The organism is Streptomyces sp. NPDC028308, from assembly GCF_055565855.1.
The window spans coordinates 239832-255223 of sequence record NZ_JBVHTO010000001.1; the positions used below are offsets into that span (position 1 = coordinate 239832).

Below are 15392 nucleotides of genomic sequence, written 5' to 3' on the forward strand. Positions count from 1 at the left end.
GCACTCTCACTCTTCTGGTGCAGACAAACAGGGCGTAGTACTACAAATGCACACAGTCTGGGTGCGGTGTCCTGAAAACCGCATCCGGAGGTCGACGTGCCGCGTCCGCTGCCACTGAAGGGGCTCACTCGCGAGGCCCTGCGGAGTCTCACCCGTGACGGGGCGCCCCGCCTGCGCAGTACCGCCGCCGCTTTCACCTCGCTGACCGCCCTGGCCGCCACCTCACTGGTCACCGCTCCGGCACTGGCCGAACCACTCGCGGCGCCGTGCGTCCTGAAGCGGACCCCGGCGCACCACTCGGAGGGCGTCGACACCTGGAACGCCTCCTATCCGCGCCCCACCCGCGCCCTCGACGCGGTCATGGTGTTTCTTTCATTCCCCGATTCGGAGCCCACGACCACACCCGCCGAACTCACCGCCGACTATTTCCCGTCCACCACCCGCTTCTTCGAGCGAGCCTCCTACGGCAAGTTCACGCTGCGCCCCCACCCGCGGCGCCAGTGGATCCGGATGCCACGCCCCTCCACGGCGTACGCCATACGGCGCGACTGGAACGCCGCGCACCGCGGCGCCTACCTCCGCGACGCGCTGCGGGCGGCCGACGCCGGGGTCGACTTCTCGCGGTACGACATCGTCTACCTCGTGGCCGATCCGGACGCGCCGGGCGTCGACTCGGACGCGACGAAGGTGGTCAACCTCGACACTCCGCTGCGCGCCGACGGCAAGGAGATCCGGCGGGTGGTCACGGTCTTCGAGAAGCACCCGCCGGACCGGCTCGTCCTCGCCCACGAGACGGGCCACGTCTTCGACCTGCCCGACCTCTACCACCGGCCCTCCGACGGCAAGGGCGACTGGGACACCCATGTCGGCGACTGGGACTTGATGGGCAGTCAGTTCGGCCTGTCGCCGGACCTGTTCGGCTGGCACAAGTGGAAGCTGGGCTGGCTCGAACCCCGCCAGGTCAGCTGCGTCTCGGGGTCGGGCAGCACCCGCCTCACCCTCGAACCGCTCGGCACGGGGCCGGCGGGGACGGCGGCCGCGGGCCCGCCGCCGGCTGACGCCGCGGAGGAGCCGGGCATGCCGGGAGCCCGGCCGCGTCCCGCCGGACGGCTCCCGGGCTTGGACGAGCAGCCCCCCGGCGCCGACGCCGCAGGCGTGGGACCGGACCACCGGACCCCGGAGCCGGGGGCGCAGTTCGACGGCGCGGGCGGACGGAGCGCCGGCACGGCCGAGCAGCCGATCGGTTCCGGGAGGCCCGCCCTGGGCCTCGGCGCCCGCACGCTGACGACCGGGCGCGGCACGAAGCTGGCCGTGGTGCGCACCGGGCCGGACAGCGCGCTCGCCGTCGAGGTGCGCGCCCCGGAGGGCAACGACGGGGCGACCTGCACGCAGGGCGTCCTCGTGTACCGCGTCCGCAGCGAGACCGAGTCGGGCGGCGGTCCCATCGAGGTGCTCGACGCGCATCCCCGGTCCGAGGGGTGCTGGGACGACTCGGTCTACCCGCCGCTGGCGGACGCGCCGGTCGGACTGGGCGAGAGCTTCACGGTGCCGGGCGAGAACGTCCGGGTCGAGGCCGAGGACCGTACGGCGTCGGGCTCCTGGACGGTGAAGATCACGCTCGGCTGAGCGGCGGGGGAGAGGCGGCCGGGCGCCACGCGGCGGCGAGCACGCGCGCTCTCGGTGTCGGCTTCCGTACGGCGGACGTCGGTACGGGGCGGAAACGACGATGGCGAGACAGATTCGCGTCTCCGCGAACTTGTCTCGCCATCTGCAACGTGCGCCGCCAGGGACTCGAACCCCGGACCCGCTGATTAAGAGTCAGCTGCTCTAACCAACTGAGCTAGCGGCGCCTGCTGACGTCGTAGACCTTAGCATCCTGATCGGCGGGAGGAAAAATCGATATCCGCACCGCCGCGGAGGCCGCTGCGCGGGCCGCGCGGACGGCCGCCCAGAGCACGATCTCGGGCCCCGGGAGCCACGGCTGCCGGCAGTCGGGAGCGACGAGCCACCGGGATTCGGGCCGGTCAGGGCCGTCGCAGGTCGCCGTGGTCAGGGCCGGCACGGTGACGGCGTCCCCGGTGCCGTGGCACAGCAGCGGCGGGACCGCACCGCACCGTCCGGGCCCCGCGTCCGACCGGGAACCCCAGTCCTCCCACGCCAGCAGCGAAGGCAGTCGCTGGGCCGTGCCGGGCGAGGCGAAGAGGAGCATGCGCCCCCGGTAGACGGCCACCGGGCCGGAGCCGGGCCCCTCGTCCCAGAGCCGGTCGAGCATCCGGCGTCCGAAGACGGCGGGGGCGTTGACGACGTCGAAGGCCGCGCCGCAGGGCAGGACGACCGGGGCGGCGGGGCGCTCCTCCCAGAGGGCGAGCGTGCTGCGCGGATACGTTCCGGCGGAGGCGAGCCACGCGGCGCCCTCCGAGGTGACGTCCGAGACGTCGTAGCGGTCGGGGGACGGCGCGTCCACGCCGGAGCCGCGAGGGGAGATGCCTGCCTGGTCCCGTGTGTCGCTCATGCCGTCTACATCTACCGGGGGTGAGCGCCCTGTTCCGGAGAGTTGCCGGAAGTCGGGACAGGAGGGCGGGGGGAGGAGTATCTTGCCCGCCTGGCATATGCCACATCGCCTTGCGGGCAGGCCGGCCGGGCGTCGTGCCGCGAGCCCCGGTCCGGGGGCGCGGCCCTCGCGCGGGCGCCGGGCTCAGGCGTGGTCGCTGATCCCGTGGCCGTGGCCCCGGCCGCCTCCGTCGTCGCCGCCGCGCAGCAGGTCCCGGCCGAACTCGACCATCTTCTTCGCGTAGTCCTCGGTCCACTGGGCCCGCTCGGCGATCGCGGCGTGCGTGAGCCGGTCGAAGCGGCGCGGGTCGGCGAGCTGGGCGGCGGCGATGGCCTGGAACTCCACGGCGCGGTCGGCCGCGGCACGGAACGCCTGGGTCAGCTCCGTCGCCCGCGCCAGCAGGGCACGCGGGTCGTCCATCGACTCCAGGTCGAAGAAGTGCTCCGGGTCGGCCGCCGCCTCGGCCGGCTCGAAGAGCAGGGGCGCGGGGCGTAGCCGCGGTTCGTTCCGACGCGGCGTGGGCTCCGCCATGTCTTCTCCTCCTCGTACGGTTCCGGTGGCCCCGCGGCGAGCATGGGCCACCGTCCATTGTCCCCTGACGGTGCAAGTGGGCCCTTGGCACGCCTGTGCGATCGCCGCCCGCACCGCTGACCGGGCCCCGCGGACGGCCCCGATCAGGGCCGCCAGCCCACCCGGTGCTCCGACAGCCGCGCCAGCACCGCGTGGTTCGCCTCCCAGCCGTCCGGGAACTTGACCGTGACGCCGAGCTGGACGGGCTCCGTCGAGGGGTGGTCGTCCAGCAGGTCCGAGACACCCGCCCGGCACACCACGATGCAGGCGTGCCGGTGCCGTGAGGCGAGGACGCACAGCCGGCCCGTCTCCAGGTGGAACGCCGTCGCGTCGGGCCGCCCGGACAGCGGGTGCAGGAACACCGTCACGTCGAACTCGCGGCCCTGGAGCCGGTTGGCCGTGTCCACGGTGACGTCCGCGACGCCGAGATCGGTCAGGGCGGCCCGGACGGCGGCGGCCTGGTCGCGGTGCGCCGTGCCGACGGCGATCCGGTCGGCGGTCAGCGGCACCGGGTCGGGCGACCGCTCGGAGGTGGCCGCACCGCCCCGGTCCAGCAGCCGGCGCACGACCAGGGCCACCGCCCTGACCGCCTCGGGGTCGGTGCGCGGAGTGTGCCGGGCGGGCAGCTCCAGCAGGCCCCAGCCCGCCTCCGCCGCCTCGTCGATCACCCGGTCGGGTCCCGAACCGTCCGAGGGGACGGCGAAGCCGAGCCGGCGGTCGCCGTGCTCGGTGCCGCTGCGGAACGGCGTGTACGGGTAGAACGCGTCCGAGACGAGCGGCGCGGCCGAGGCGGGCAGCCGCCACGACACCGGCAGCCGGTGCTGCGGCAGCTCGGGGTTGTGGGCGAGCAGGGTCGTCACGGCCGACGCCGACGGGTCGTACGACAGCCCGGCCCACTGCTCCGAGCCCACGATCGAGAACGGGTCGAGCTGCCCCGGGTCGCCCACGAACAGCGCCCGCTCGAACAGTCCCGCCACGGCGAGCAGCGCGTCCGAGCGCATCTGGTACGCCTCGTCGACGATCGCGTGCCGCCAGGGCTCCACGCCTTTGACGTGCGCCCACTTGGCGGCCGTCGAGATGACGACCGAGAGCCCCGCGAGGTCGGCGGCCTTCGCGGACTTGCGGACGTTCGTCAGGTCGTCGAGCGCCTTGTCGTACGGGTCGGGGTCGCTGCTGTGCAGGCGGCCGACGGACAGCTCGGGATCCTTCTCGGCGAGCCGCAGGACCAGGTCGTCGACCTGCGCGTTCGTCTGGGCGATGACCATCAGCGGCCGTCCCGCCGCGGCCAGTTCGAGGGCGGCCCGCACCACCAGCGTCGACTTGCCGGCACCGGGCGGCGAGTCCACCACGACCCCCCGGTGCGTGCCGTGCAGGGTGTCGCGCAGGATCGCGTCGGTGGCGCGGCCTGCGGCGGCACCGGGGTCGGTGGGGACGGCGGAAAGACCGGTCACAGGACGTCCTCTTCGGTCACCGGGTCGGGGGCGGGAGCGGTCGCGGACCCGCCCGGCGGGCCGCCGTGGGTCCAGGGCGTCTCCTCCGGGTCGGGCAGCTTCGCGCCGCCGCGCTGCTCGTGCTCGAAGAGGGTGAAGCAGACGAGGTCCCCCTTCTCCGGCACCGACCCGTCCTCGGGCTCCTTGCCGCGCCCCATCTTGTCGACGATCCGCAGCACCACGAGCCCGTCGGCACCGGCCTCCCCGTGCTCCTCGTACCCGACGAACTCGGCGGCCTGCGGCTTGCCGCCGAGCGAGCGGTAGACCTTCGCGCGCTCCCCGAGATGCGGCCGGTCGTCGGTCCGGACGGTCACCAGGGGGCGCGGACTGGGCCGCTTGCCCTCGCTGTACGCCATGACGACATCGGTCACCTCACCCGCGAACGCCTCGCCCGCGAGCCGCCGTCCGGCCATCACCAGCGGGTCGTCCAGGGCCTCCTGCGCCTCCAGACGCGCCTGTTCGCGCTCGCGGGTGGCCAGCTTGTTCGCGGCGGTGACCGCGTCGTCGCGGCGCGGCTGTGGGGGCTCGCCGGCCACGACCCGGTCGCGGTGACCGGTGAACGACCAGCGGTCCCGGGTCCAGCGGTCGGCGACGTGCGCCCCCTCGGGCAGCTCCCGCAGCAGGTCCAGTCCGCGCCACACCGCGTCCCAGGTGGGCCGGGTCCGGCTCGCCACCAGAGCGCGGATCCGCCCCTCGGCCGCGGTCAGTTCACCGAGCCGGTCGTCGGCCTCCAGACCGTCCTCGGCGGCGGCCAGTGCCGTACGCGCGCGGTCGTAGCGCTCGATGGCGGGCGCCAGCAGCTTGTTGTCGAAGGCGGGGTCGGTCGCCGGTCCGGCGGGCGGGCACAGCAGCTGCCCCTCGGAGTCGCGGGTCAGCTCCGCCCGCAGGGCCGCCTCGGCGCCGGACTCGCCCGGCGCCGGGTCGATCCAGGCGAGGAGGGCGCCCAGGTGCTGGTCCTCCAGGCTGCTCTGCCCGGTCGCCCAGTGCCGGGACAGCACGTCGGACAGGGCCAGGAGCAGGGAGGAGCCGGGCACCCGCGCCCGCTCCCCGTAGTGCGTCAGCCACCGCCCCAGCAACGGCACCCGGGGCGGCGCGGGATGGGGTGCCTCCGGCTCCTCCTCGGCGGTGCGCCGGAACCGCATGGAGCGCCCCAGCAGCCGTACGAACTCCACACCCGCCCGGCTCGGCACGATCAACTGGGGGGCGTCCGCGCACAGTTCGACCTCGACCTTGACCCGCTTGCCGGTCTCCGGGTCGGTCTCCGTGCGCTCGGCGGCCTCCACCTCTCCCGCGTACCCGTCGATGTACGGCAGGACGACCGCGGCCAGCTCGGCCAGGAACGCGAACCGCAGGTCACGGTCCCGGGGCTGCGGTACGACGAGCAGAGTCGGCGCGTCCCGGTCGGTGCCCACGAGCGCCCCGAGCGGTGCTCCGGCCTCGCCCGCCGTGGTCAGCGGGACGAAGACGAGGGGCCGCTCCGACAGGTGCCGGTGCCGCACGGTGGCCGCCGGCTGCGCGCGCCCGCTGCTCACGGCCTCCAGACGGGCCAGCGTGGTGATCAGCGACAAGGGGCCACCTCCGGAAGTGCTTCCTGGCCCTGGTGGGGCACCGTGCGGGGCTTGAGCGCCTCGGCCCTGAGCGCGGCCGCTCTGCGCAGGGCGGCCACCGCGGGGTCCCGCGGGTCACCGGCCTCGCCGTGGGCCGCGGCCAGCACGTCGCCGACCGTCGTCAGTCCGCCCAGCTCGGCGCGCAGGGAGCGGCCCAGGGCCGTCACCGCGCCCTCGCCGCGCGAGCGGTCCCGGCAGTGGAAGGCCAGCTCGCAGGCGGCCAGGCACTCGGGCGCGTAGGCGGCGGGGACCGCCTCGACGGCCGCGGTCAGGTCGGGGGCCGGGCGGTCCGGGGCGAAGCAGGTGCCCTCCGGGAGGGCGTCGGCGATGTCCTCGACGCGGGTGAGCCGGGCGAGCTGGCGCCGGGTGACCGCGCGCTGCTTGCGCACGTCCACGGCGGACGCCGTCGGCAGGTTCGAGAAGTCCTTGGGGCACACCAGCAGCACCCGGTGCCGCACCTCGGGGGCGGGGTCGATCAGCGCGGCGACCCGCTCCAGCGCCAGCACGTAGACCGCGGACTGACGGGCGGCGGCGCCCACCTTCGCCGGGTCCGCCGAACCGTCCAGCATCGGGAACGACTTGATCTCGACGACCGTCCAGCCGCCGTCGGGGTGCACGACCACCGCGTCCGGCTCCAGGAAGGCGGGGGAGCCCGCCACGTCCAGCGCGAGCATCGGATGGTCCAGCAGGGTCCAGGCGGCGGACCCGGTGGCCTCGCGCAGCGCGAGCGCCGTACGCGCCGCGCGTCCCTCGGGGCCCGCGGCCGTGAGGTCGGGGACGACACCGGCGGCGGGCGGCTCGGCCCGCGGGTCCAGCGTCTCGTGCACGAGCCGCAGCAGCTCGGCGCCGCCGTCGGCCTTCACCCGGGCCTCGAACGCGTTGCCCCGCGTGAAGGCGAACTGCGACTGGCCGAAGGCGGACGGCGAGCCCAGCGCGTCGGCCAGCTTCGCCTTGTCGACACCCGCGCCGTCCAGCAGGGCGCGGCGCTCGCAGCCGGGGTTGGCGGCCAGCGCCGCGAGGGCCCGCGCGTCCAGTGCCTTCGGCGGGACGTCCGGGCCGCGCAGCTCAGCGAGCCGCTGCCGCAGCGCCTTCCCCCGCGTCGGCGGGAGAGGCGTCCGGCTCGGCTCCCGCTCCGGTTCGGGACTCGCGCTGTCGGGGAATTCGCTCACCCGCGGAAGTCTTGCACTCTCCACTGACAATCGAGGAACCCGCGCCCCGTGAGGCCAGTGCGACGGGAGCGAAACGCGATCCCAGGCGCGCCCTGGCGGATTCCGCGGCCCGCAGCACGAGCGGGGTGAGCGCCAGTCCGACGCCCATCACGGCGGCTCCCGCGACGGCGTCGAGGAAGTAGTGGTTCGCGGTGCCCATCACGACGATCGTGGTGAGCAGCGGGTAGGCGACGCCCGCGGCCTTGGCGAGCGGGGTGCGGCCGTGGCGCCAGAGCATCACCCCGCACCACAGCGACCAGCCCACGTGCAGGCTCGGCATCGCCGCGTACTGGTTCGTCATGCCGCCCATGCCGCGGGGCGCGCTCGCCTCGCCGCCCCACCAGCCGTAGTCGCTGTACTGGGCCATCGTGTCGACGAAGCCGTGGCTCGCCGCGAGCAGCCGGGGCGGGCAGGTCGGCAGCAGCGTGAAGCCGATCAGGCCGATGAACGTGGAGGTCATCAGCCAGGTGCGGGCCGCCCGGTAGCGCACCGCGCGGGAGCGGAAGAGCCACACCAGGATCAGCGGGGTGACCAGGTAGTGCAGGGAGGCGTACCAGAAGTCGGCGGGTACGCCGAGCCAGGCGTGGTGCGTGAAAAGACGGTTCAGCGGATGCTCGGCGTTGAGGTGGAGGACCTTCTCCACGCGCAGGATCGTCAGACCGTGGTCGACGGCGCCGGCCACGTCACCCCGCGCGAGCAGGCGGCCCGCCGAGTAGCACGCGTACACCAGCACGATCAGCGGGAGCTCGGTCCACCAGCGCAATCGGGTACGTGCGATCGCCCCGGTGCCGGGTGCCTCGGTCTGCGGCATCCGATCGCCCTCCCCCTTCTGACTGCAGTCCTGGGGCCGATGGCCCGCTCGTCCACTTTACGGTGTATGTGCGCGCCGCCGAGCGGCGCCCCCGGTCCTCGAAGACGCCGGGATCGCCCGGCGGGTTGCTCCGTGCAAGCGTGCGCGATGATGGAGGCATCCGCCTCCCATTTCCCCCGGAAGGGCTCCTCATGGCACCGCGCATCCTGCTGGCCCGGCACGGACAGACGGAATGGTCGCTGTCCGGCAGACACACCGGCAGGACGGACATCCCCCTCCTGGAGGAGGGCCGGCGCGGTGCCAAACTACTGGGCGAACGCCTCCACCGGGCGCCGTTCGGCGCTCTGCCCGGTCTCGAAGTGCGCACGAGTCCGCTCGTACGCGCGCGTGAGACGTGCGAACTGGCCGGCTTCGGCGAGCGCGCGAGCACCTGGGACCCGCTCATGGAGTGGGACTACGGGCAGTACGAGGGCATGACCCCGGCGGAGATCCAGGCGGTGCGGCCGGGCTGGTTCATCTGGCGCGACGGGGTCCCCGGGGGCGAGACCCTGGAGCAGGTCTCCGCGCGCGCGGACGAGACGGTCGCCTGGGCCCGCGCCGAGGACCGCGACGTCCTGGTCTTCGCCCACGGGCACATCCTCCGGGCCATCGGCGCCCGCTGGCTCGGCCTGCCGATCGACTTCGCCGCCCGCATCCGCCTCAACCCGACGTCGCTCTCCGTCCTGGGCTGGGCCTACGGCGAGCCCGCGATCGAGGCCTGGAACGACTGCGGCCACCTGGCGGGCTAGGGCCTGTCCCTCCCGCCCCGTTTCCTTCCCCGCCCGCGCCGGCCCGCGGTTCACGCCGTGCGCGGCAGGCTCGCGTGCCGGTCGAGGAACGCCGGCACCCCCGAGGCCCGCCGGTGCGGGAGAAGCACCCGGGCCGTGCCCGCCAGCATCGTCTGGATGCGGGAGGACTGGACCTCGTCCAGGAGGTCCAGGACGCGCAGACCGGCCGCCGCCGCCTCGTCGGGACGGCCGCCGCGCGCGAGGTCGTCGGCCAGCTCGGCCGTGTAGAGGGCGATGTTGCGGGTGAAGTGCGGGTCCTGGAGGTGGGCGGCGCGCCGGGCGTGCCGGGCCGCGCGCGGCCAGTCGCCCAGCGTCGACCAGCACTGCGCCTCCAGCACCTCCAGCTCGGCCTCGCCGTAGAAGCTCATCCACTCCGGGTCGGCCGCCGAGGGGCCCCGCTCGAAGAGGGCCTGCGCGCGGGCCAGGGCGCGCCGGCAGCCGGTGCGGTCGGCTAGCCCCGCCCAGCCGCCCGCCTCCCGCAGCGCGAGCAGGGACAGCAGCCGGGGCGAGCCCAGGTGCAGGGCGGCGCGCTGGGCCGCCTGTGCCGCCCGCACCGCCTCCCGGGGGCGGCCCGCGTCCCGGGCGAGGAAGGCCGTGTTGCAGAAGGCGTGCGCCTCCAGTCCGGCGTCCCCGCACATCCGGGCCGTCGCGAGCGCCTCCGCGTAGTGCGAGCGCGCGTCGTCGAACCGGCCCGAGTCGTGGGCCAGCCACCCGACGGAGATGGCCAGTTCACCGGCGCCCGCGTACAGCCGGTCCGCGGTCGACTGCCGCATCGTGCCGGCGTCGAGCAGCGCGTAGGCGGTGCGCAGCGGGGTGGCCGCCCTGCGGTACAGGCCGTCGGCGCCGTGCCGGTCGTCGAGCAGCCTGATCTTGCGGACGGCCTCCTCCAGGGCCCCCGCCTCGGGTGTCCCGGCCCGGTGGACCGGTCCGTCCGCGGCCGACGCGGGCGCGCCGAGGCCGAGTCCCAGGGGGCTGAGGGAGGCGGCGGCCACGGTGGCGGTGCCGCCGGTCATGAATGCGCGACGCTGCACGTCGCTCTCCTCGTGGTTCTGTTCGTGGTACTCGTGCGTGTCGCACGTGTCTTGCGGGTCATACGGGTCGCGGTGCCCGTCCGACTCATGCGGGGCGGCGGACAGGCTCGTGAGGTGGACGGGGGGCGCCTCGTCCGACGTACGCGCCCCCCGTCCGCGCACCGACGAGCGGGGAGCGAAGCCCAGGTCGGCCAGTGTGCGGCCGGGATACATGTGCAGGAACACCCGTTCGTAGGCGTAGTTGGGGCAGCGGATCTCGCCCGCCTCGACGCGCCCGATGTACCGCGCGTCGCAGCTGACCCGCTCGCCGATCTCCCGCGCCGCCCTGCGCACCGCGGCGGCGAACTCGCCCGGTGAGCGGTGCCCGCGCAGCCGCCGGAAAGCGAGGTTCGGCCGTGGCGGCCGGGGGTACTCGGACGAGGTCACCGTTGACGACGTCATGGCCGGGCCCTCTCTTGCGAACCGTCGAACCATGCCGGACCGAGGCGAGTTGTCCGTTAACCGCCCGATCGTCGCCCTGGTTCCGGCGGGCAAGAACGTACCTGCTGTGACGGGCCCGACACCCGGGGTTTGGCTACAAACCGGATATCCCATCCCCGATCTGCCATGAACTGCCATCCTTTGCGGCGGAGTTCCGCCGTAGCCGTTGACGCCCTGACGCGTTGAACCCTGTGGACCGGGAGCCGCCCGAACTCCCGACCTACTCGTCAGGAGGAGGGTTCCGTGTTGGAGGCCGGGATGAAGACCAGGCAGAGCACCGATTTCCGTACGGCGTCGGCCGCGGCGCGACCCGGACCGCACGCCGAGTTCGCCGCCCCGCCGGGGCAGGACAGCGACCTGGATCTGGTGACCGTGCCGGCGCGGCAGGGACTGGAGGCGGTCGACATCCTCCGCCGCGGTTCCTCCGAGTCCGTCGGACCGGTACTGCACGACGACAACGGCGACACCCTCGGCTTCCTGGTGCCGCCCGGCACGGCGGACGCCTGGGACATGCCGGGCAGCACCTGTACGCAGACCAACGGCCGCGGGGTGAGCCTCGCGCCGGAGCCGCCCGTCGAGGGCTCCGACTGGCTGCTCCCGCCGGGGGACGCGGACCTCGCGACGGACCCGGCGGTGCTGCGCGCGGCGCTCGGGGAGGCCGCCCGCCTCATCGAGGCCGCCGACAACTGCCGCTGACCCCGGCTCCCGAGCCGTACGCTCCCCGGGCGACCATCCGCCCACCGGGCCGACCCTGCCCCGAGCAGGTGGCCCCGGCCACCGGGCAGCCGCCGGGCGACGCCTCCACTCCGAGCCGGCCGCCCCGGCACCCGCAGCGGGCCGCCCGTCGGACTCCGCCGTACCCGGCCACAGCGCAGGCCCGGCCGTCTGCCCCGCAGATGCCGGCTCGCCCCGCTTTCCCGACCGGCACGCCCACCCCGCGCCTCCGACGCGCCCTGGGCCCCGCGGCTCCGGCGCCGTCGCGCCCCGCCTCCGTCGGTGTCGAGCCGACTGCCGATGTCCGTCCCCAGCCGCCCTACGCGCCCGCCGGTGGGCCGACCCCCTTCCGCGCGTCGATAATGGCCTGATGGGCAAGTCGAAGAGTGGCCGGAGCGCGCGGCGTGGGCAGGGGGCCGACGCCGTCGTCGAGCCGGTCGACGGCGGGCTCGCGGAGCTGCTGCCCGACCCGGACCGGGCCCGCGCCTGGACCCTCCTCGTCGACGGGGCACCGCAGTCGCACGTCGACCTCGACGACCCCTCCTACCTGAGCTTCGAGTACCAGCGGCGCCTCGGCCACGTCATCGACCTGGTCGCCCCGCCCGGCAGACCCGTGCACGCCGTGCACCTCGGCGGCGGAGCGTTCACCCTCGCCCGCTACGCGGCCGCCACCCGCCCCCGCTCCACCCAGCAGGTCGTCGAACGCGACGCGGCCCTCGTGCAACTGGTCCGCCGCGAACTCCCGTTGGACCCGAACGCCCGCATCCGGGTGCGCTCCACGGATGCTCGCGAAGGACTCGGCAAGGTGCCGGACGGCTGGGCGGACCTGGTGATCGCCGACGTGTTCAGCGGCGCCCGCACCCCCGCGCACCTCACCTCCGTCGAGTTCCTCACCGAGGTCCGCAGGGTGCTCAGGGACACCGGCCAGTACGCCGCCAACCTGGCCGACGGACCGCCGCTCGCGCACCTGCGCGGCCAGATCGCCACCGCCGCGAGCGTCTTCCCCGAACTGGCCCTGGTGGCCGACCCGACGGTGCTGCGCGGCCGGCGTTTCGGGAACGCCGTCCTCGTCGCCTCCGCGCACCCGCTGCCGGTGGCCGAACTCACCCGGCGCGCGGCCTCGGACCCGCACCCCGGACGGGTCGAACACGGCAGGGCCCTCGCCGACTTCACCGGCGGAGCGGTCCCGGTCACGGACGCCTCGGCGGTGGCCTCGCCCGCACCGCCTCCGTCCGTGTTCCGCTGAGGTGCGCCGCCCGGCTCAGTACGTGCCGATCTCCACCCGGGGCGGCCCGTCGTGCCACGTGCAGAACACCGACACCCGGTCGGCCCCGGAGCCGAACTCCACGCGGATCCACGTCTCCGTCTTCCACACCTGCATCGACCAGCCCGAGGCCGGCGTCGCGGAGACGAGCGTCGCCGAGGTCTTCCCGAGGTCGAACACGGCCCGCCCGCCGTCCGTGCCGTAGCTCTTGACCTGCCCCGAGGCACTCGGCCCCGGCCCGGCGGACGCCGACCGGGAGGGCGCCGAGGAGGGCGTCGTGGTGGGCCCGGGGGTCCTCCGCGGCTTCTCCGAGGGGCTCTTGGACGGCGAGGGGCGGCTGGTCGAGGAGGCCAGCGGCTTCGACTCCTGCGTGGTGGCGTCGGCCGCCGTGATGGGCAGCGCGCGCGGCGGGTCGTAGGCGGTCCCCGCCATCACCGTGTGGACACCCCACCACGACAGCGTGACCGCCGCGCCCGTGGCGAGCGACCACGCGAGTACGTGTACGAGACCTCTGCGCATCGCGGGCCATACTGCACCACGCGCCCCACCGGTGTCTCATGGGTGCGTCCCGAACGGAGTTGTCCACAGGCACCGGACCGGCATCCCCCGGATGGCGTACGGTGCCGCCCATGGCAAGTGTGCTCGTGGTCGAGGACGACCAGTTCGTGCGCTCCGCCCTCATCCGGCATCTGACCGATGCCGCGCACACCGTGCGCAGTGTCGGCACCGCCCTGGAGGCGCTGCGCGAGGTCGCCCATCACTCCTTCGACGTGGTCATCCTGGACCTCGGTCTGCCCGATCTGGACGGCTCCGAGGCCCTGAAGATGCTCCGCGGCATCACGGACGTCCCCGTGATCATCGCCACCGCGCGGGACGACGAGACGGAGATCGTCCGGCTGCTGAACGACGGCGCGGACGACTATCTGACCAAGCCCTTCTCCGTCGAGCACCTGTCGGCGCGCATGGCGGCCGTCCTGCGGCGCTCGCGGGCGTCCGTGGGCGAGGCGCCCCCGTCCCGGGTGATCCGGGTCGGTGGGCTCTCGGTCGACCCGCTGCGCCGCCAGGCCGAACTGGACGGCGTACGCCTGGACCTGACGCGCCGTGAGTTCGACCTGCTCGCCTTCCTCGCGGGCCGGCCGGGCGTGGTCGTGGCGCGCCGGGAGCTGCTCGCCGAGGTGTGGCAGCAGGCCTACGGCGACGACCAGACCATAGACGTCCATCTGTCGTGGCTGCGGCGGAAGTTGGGCGAGACGGCGGCCAAGCCGCGCTATCTGCACACGCTGCGCGGGGTCGGCGTGAAGCTGGAGCCGCCGCGGACGGAGCCGGCGCCGTGACGGCGGGCCGGGCCAAAGTCCTGGGGCGGCCGCGATGAGGTGGGCGCTGGTCAAGGTGTGCGTGGCGGTCACCACGATGGTCGTGGTGGCCTTCGCGGTCCCGCTCGGGCTGGTCATCAAGGAGATGGCCCGCGACCGGGCGTTCTCGAACGCGGAGCGGGAGGCCGCGGCCATCGCCCCAGCGCTCTCCATCACCACCGACCCGGAGCAGCTGGAGCGGGTCGTCGCCTCCGCCGGTTCCGACTCGGGGCTGGCCGTGCACATCCCCGCCTCCGGTGGCGCGGCGGCCGTCGACCTCGGCAGGCAGCGCGCCGCCGACAAGGACATCACCACCACCCGCGAGCTGGGCCGGGCCTCCACCACCGGGGTGCCGGGCGGCTCCACGCTGCTCCAGCCGACCGCGCTGAGCTCCGGTGAGATAGCGGTCGTCGAGGTGTACGTCCCCGAGTCCGAGACGAGCAACGGCGTCGGGACGGCCTGGGCGGTCCTGGCGGCCGTCGGCGTGGCCCTGATCATCGGCTCGGTCGCGGTGGCCGACCGGCTCGGCGTGCGCATGGTGCAGCCCGCCCAGCGTCTGGTCGAGGGCGCGCACGAGCTGGGGGAGGGCAAGCTCGGCGCCCGGGTGCCGGAGGAGGGGCCCACCGAACTGCGGCTCGCCGCCGTCGCGTTCAACTCGATGGCCGACCAGGTCGTCCAACTCCTGGCGAACGAGCGGGAGCTGGCCGCCGACCTCTCCCACCGGCTGCGTACGCCCCTGACCGTGCTCAGGCTGAACACGGCCTCGCTCGGCGACGGACCGGCCGCCGACCAGACCAGGGCCGCGGTCGCGCAACTGGAGCGCGAGGTCGACACGATCATCCGCACGGCCCGCGAGGCCAAGCCGCAGACCGCGGCGATCGGCGTGGGCGCCGGGTGCGACGCGTCCGAGGTCGTCCGGGAGCGGATGGACTTCTGGTCGGCGCTCGCGGAGGACGAGGGCCGCAAGGTCCGTCTCGCGGGCGTGGACCGTCCGGTGCGCATACCGGTGGCCCGCGCCGACCTGGTGGCCGCGCTCGACGCCCTCCTCGGCAACGTCTTCCGGCACACCCCCGAGGGCACGGCCTTCGCGGTCGACGTGCACAACGGCGAGGACGCGGTGATCGTGCTGGTCTCGGACGCGGGCCCCGGCATCGTGGACCCGGACGCGGCGATGGCGCGCGGCCGGGGTTCCGGCAGCGACGGGTCGACCGGACTCGGCCTGGACATCGTGCGGCGTCTCGCCGAGTCGACCGGCGGGGACGTGCGCATCGGCTCCTCCGTGCTCGGCGGAACCGAGGTGCGGGTCTGGATCCAGCTCGACGGGCGCGCCCCCGTCCGCCGCGGGCACCGCGGAACGGTCCGGCGCCGCAGGCGCGGCGTGGGCGTGGTCTGAACGCCTCGCGGCGCCGGGCCCGCTCCGACGCCGCCGAGAGCCGAATTGGTCTCGACCTTTAACCGTCCCCGATGCCTTCCTTAAGCGCACCCTA

14 protein-coding genes and 1 tRNA gene are annotated in these 15392 nt (G+C 74.6%); 6 read left to right on the forward strand and 9 right to left on the reverse strand.

The annotated features are described in order from the left end of the window. The first annotated feature begins 96 nt into the window (after positions 1-96). The gene (locus ACZ4VA_RS01025; protein ID WP_356237639.1) at positions 97-1626 is read left to right on the forward strand and encodes a M6 family metalloprotease domain-containing protein; all 1530 of its coding nucleotides are present in this window, start codon (positions 97-99) and stop codon (positions 1624-1626) included. A 150-nt stretch (positions 1627-1776) separates the two neighbouring features. Here ACZ4VA_RS01025 and ACZ4VA_RS01030 read toward each other — a convergent pair. The 7 genes from ACZ4VA_RS01030 to ACZ4VA_RS01060 all read right to left on the reverse strand — a co-directional run bounded on the left by ACZ4VA_RS01030 (position 1777) and on the right by ACZ4VA_RS01060 (position 8237). Further along, a tRNA-Lys gene (locus tag ACZ4VA_RS01030) sits at positions 1777-1850 on the reverse strand. After that, entirely contained in the window at positions 1841-2512 is a 672-nt protein-coding gene (locus ACZ4VA_RS01035; protein ID WP_468079165.1) for a bifunctional DNA primase/polymerase, read from the reverse strand. Before ACZ4VA_RS01035 ends, ACZ4VA_RS01030 begins: the two co-directional genes overlap by 10 nt. A gap of 183 nt (positions 2513-2695) precedes the next feature. Further along, positions 2696-3082 carry a hypothetical protein gene (locus tag ACZ4VA_RS01040; RefSeq protein WP_355794155.1) on the reverse strand — a complete coding sequence of 129 codons (387 nt, stop codon included), beginning with the start codon at positions 3080-3082 and terminating at the stop codon, positions 2696-2698. Positions 3083-3225: 143 nt separating this feature from the next. After that, complete coding sequence (locus ACZ4VA_RS01045) at positions 3226-4572, reverse strand: AAA domain-containing protein (RefSeq protein WP_356237641.1); 1347 nt, start codon at positions 4570-4572, stop codon at positions 3226-3228. Next, positions 4569-6179, reverse strand: coding sequence for a hypothetical protein (locus tag ACZ4VA_RS01050; protein WP_468079167.1), 1611 nt, complete (start codon positions 6177-6179; stop codon positions 4569-4571). Before ACZ4VA_RS01050 ends, ACZ4VA_RS01045 begins: the two co-directional genes overlap by 4 nt. Next, on the reverse strand, positions 6170-7387 hold the full coding sequence (locus ACZ4VA_RS01055; protein WP_468079169.1) for a hypothetical protein: 1218 nt from the start codon (positions 7385-7387) through the stop codon (positions 6170-6172). The genes ACZ4VA_RS01050 and ACZ4VA_RS01055 overlap by 10 nt, the downstream gene beginning before the upstream one ends. Next, on the reverse strand, positions 7284-8237 hold the full coding sequence (locus ACZ4VA_RS01060; protein WP_468079170.1) for a phosphatase PAP2 family protein: 954 nt from the start codon (positions 8235-8237) through the stop codon (positions 7284-7286). Before ACZ4VA_RS01060 ends, ACZ4VA_RS01055 begins: the two co-directional genes overlap by 104 nt. A gap of 191 nt (positions 8238-8428) precedes the next feature. Between ACZ4VA_RS01060 and ACZ4VA_RS01065 the strand changes: the two genes are divergently transcribed. Then, positions 8429-9025 carry a histidine phosphatase family protein gene (locus ACZ4VA_RS01065; RefSeq protein ID WP_355782549.1) on the forward strand — a complete coding sequence of 199 codons (597 nt, stop codon included), beginning with the start codon at positions 8429-8431 and terminating at the stop codon, positions 9023-9025. 50 nt (positions 9026-9075) lie between these two features. Here ACZ4VA_RS01065 and ACZ4VA_RS01070 read toward each other — a convergent pair whose 3' ends face one another. Then, entirely contained in the window at positions 9076-10536 is a 1461-nt protein-coding gene (locus tag ACZ4VA_RS01070; protein ID WP_355782551.1) for a hypothetical protein, read from the reverse strand. 297 nt (positions 10537-10833) lie between these two features. On the opposite strand from ACZ4VA_RS01070, the gene ACZ4VA_RS01075 reads away from it, so the two are divergent. Beyond that, positions 10834-11271, forward strand: a complete 438-nt coding sequence (locus ACZ4VA_RS01075; RefSeq protein WP_355782554.1) for a hypothetical protein — start codon at positions 10834-10836, stop codon at positions 11269-11271. Between the two features lie 388 nt (positions 11272-11659). After that, positions 11660-12535, forward strand: a complete 876-nt coding sequence (locus ACZ4VA_RS01080) for a spermidine synthase (RefSeq protein WP_356173136.1) — start codon at positions 11660-11662, stop codon at positions 12533-12535. Between the two features lie 15 nt (positions 12536-12550). Here the strand turns inward: ACZ4VA_RS01080 and ACZ4VA_RS01085 are convergent, their stop codons facing one another. Further along, entirely contained in the window at positions 12551-13072 is a 522-nt protein-coding gene (locus ACZ4VA_RS01085; RefSeq protein ID WP_355784459.1) for a hypothetical protein, read from the reverse strand. Positions 13073-13182: 110 nt separating this feature from the next. On the opposite strand from ACZ4VA_RS01085, the gene ACZ4VA_RS01090 reads away from it, so the two are divergent. Both ACZ4VA_RS01090 and ACZ4VA_RS01095 read left to right on the forward strand, forming a co-directional pair. Next, complete coding sequence (locus tag ACZ4VA_RS01090; RefSeq protein ID WP_355784462.1) at positions 13183-13887, forward strand: response regulator transcription factor; 705 nt, start codon at positions 13183-13185, stop codon at positions 13885-13887. A gap of 34 nt (positions 13888-13921) precedes the next feature. Beyond that, positions 13922-15298, forward strand: coding sequence for a sensor histidine kinase (locus ACZ4VA_RS01095; protein WP_468079174.1), 1377 nt, complete (start codon positions 13922-13924; stop codon positions 15296-15298). Positions 15299-15392 lie beyond the last annotated feature (94 nt).

Excerpts from the sequence above, each read along its gene's own strand:
- ACZ4VA_RS01090 (WP_355784462.1), top strand. The coding sequence starts at position 13,183 with ATGGCAAGTGTGCTCGTGGTCGAGGACGACCAGTTCGTGCGCTCCGCC.
- ACZ4VA_RS01060 (WP_468079170.1), bottom strand. The coding sequence starts at position 8,237 with ATGCCGCAGACCGAGGCACCCGGCACCGGGGCGATCGCACGTACCCGA.
- ACZ4VA_RS01075 (WP_355782554.1), top strand. The coding sequence starts at position 10,834 with ATGAAGACCAGGCAGAGCACCGATTTCCGTACGGCGTCGGCCGCGGCG.
- ACZ4VA_RS01040 (WP_355794155.1), bottom strand. The coding sequence starts at position 3,082 with ATGGCGGAGCCCACGCCGCGTCGGAACGAACCGCGGCTACGCCCCGCG.
- ACZ4VA_RS01095 (WP_468079174.1), top strand. The coding sequence starts at position 13,922 with ATGAGGTGGGCGCTGGTCAAGGTGTGCGTGGCGGTCACCACGATGGTC.
- ACZ4VA_RS01085 (WP_355784459.1), bottom strand. The coding sequence starts at position 13,072 with ATGCGCAGAGGTCTCGTACACGTACTCGCGTGGTCGCTCGCCACGGGC.
- ACZ4VA_RS01035 (WP_468079165.1), bottom strand. The coding sequence starts at position 2,512 with ATGAGCGACACACGGGACCAGGCAGGCATCTCCCCTCGCGGCTCCGGC.
- ACZ4VA_RS01070 (WP_355782551.1), bottom strand. The coding sequence starts at position 10,536 with ATGACGTCGTCAACGGTGACCTCGTCCGAGTACCCCCGGCCGCCACGG.
- ACZ4VA_RS01065 (WP_355782549.1), top strand. The coding sequence starts at position 8,429 with ATGGCACCGCGCATCCTGCTGGCCCGGCACGGACAGACGGAATGGTCG.
- ACZ4VA_RS01080 (WP_356173136.1), top strand. The coding sequence starts at position 11,660 with ATGGGCAAGTCGAAGAGTGGCCGGAGCGCGCGGCGTGGGCAGGGGGCC.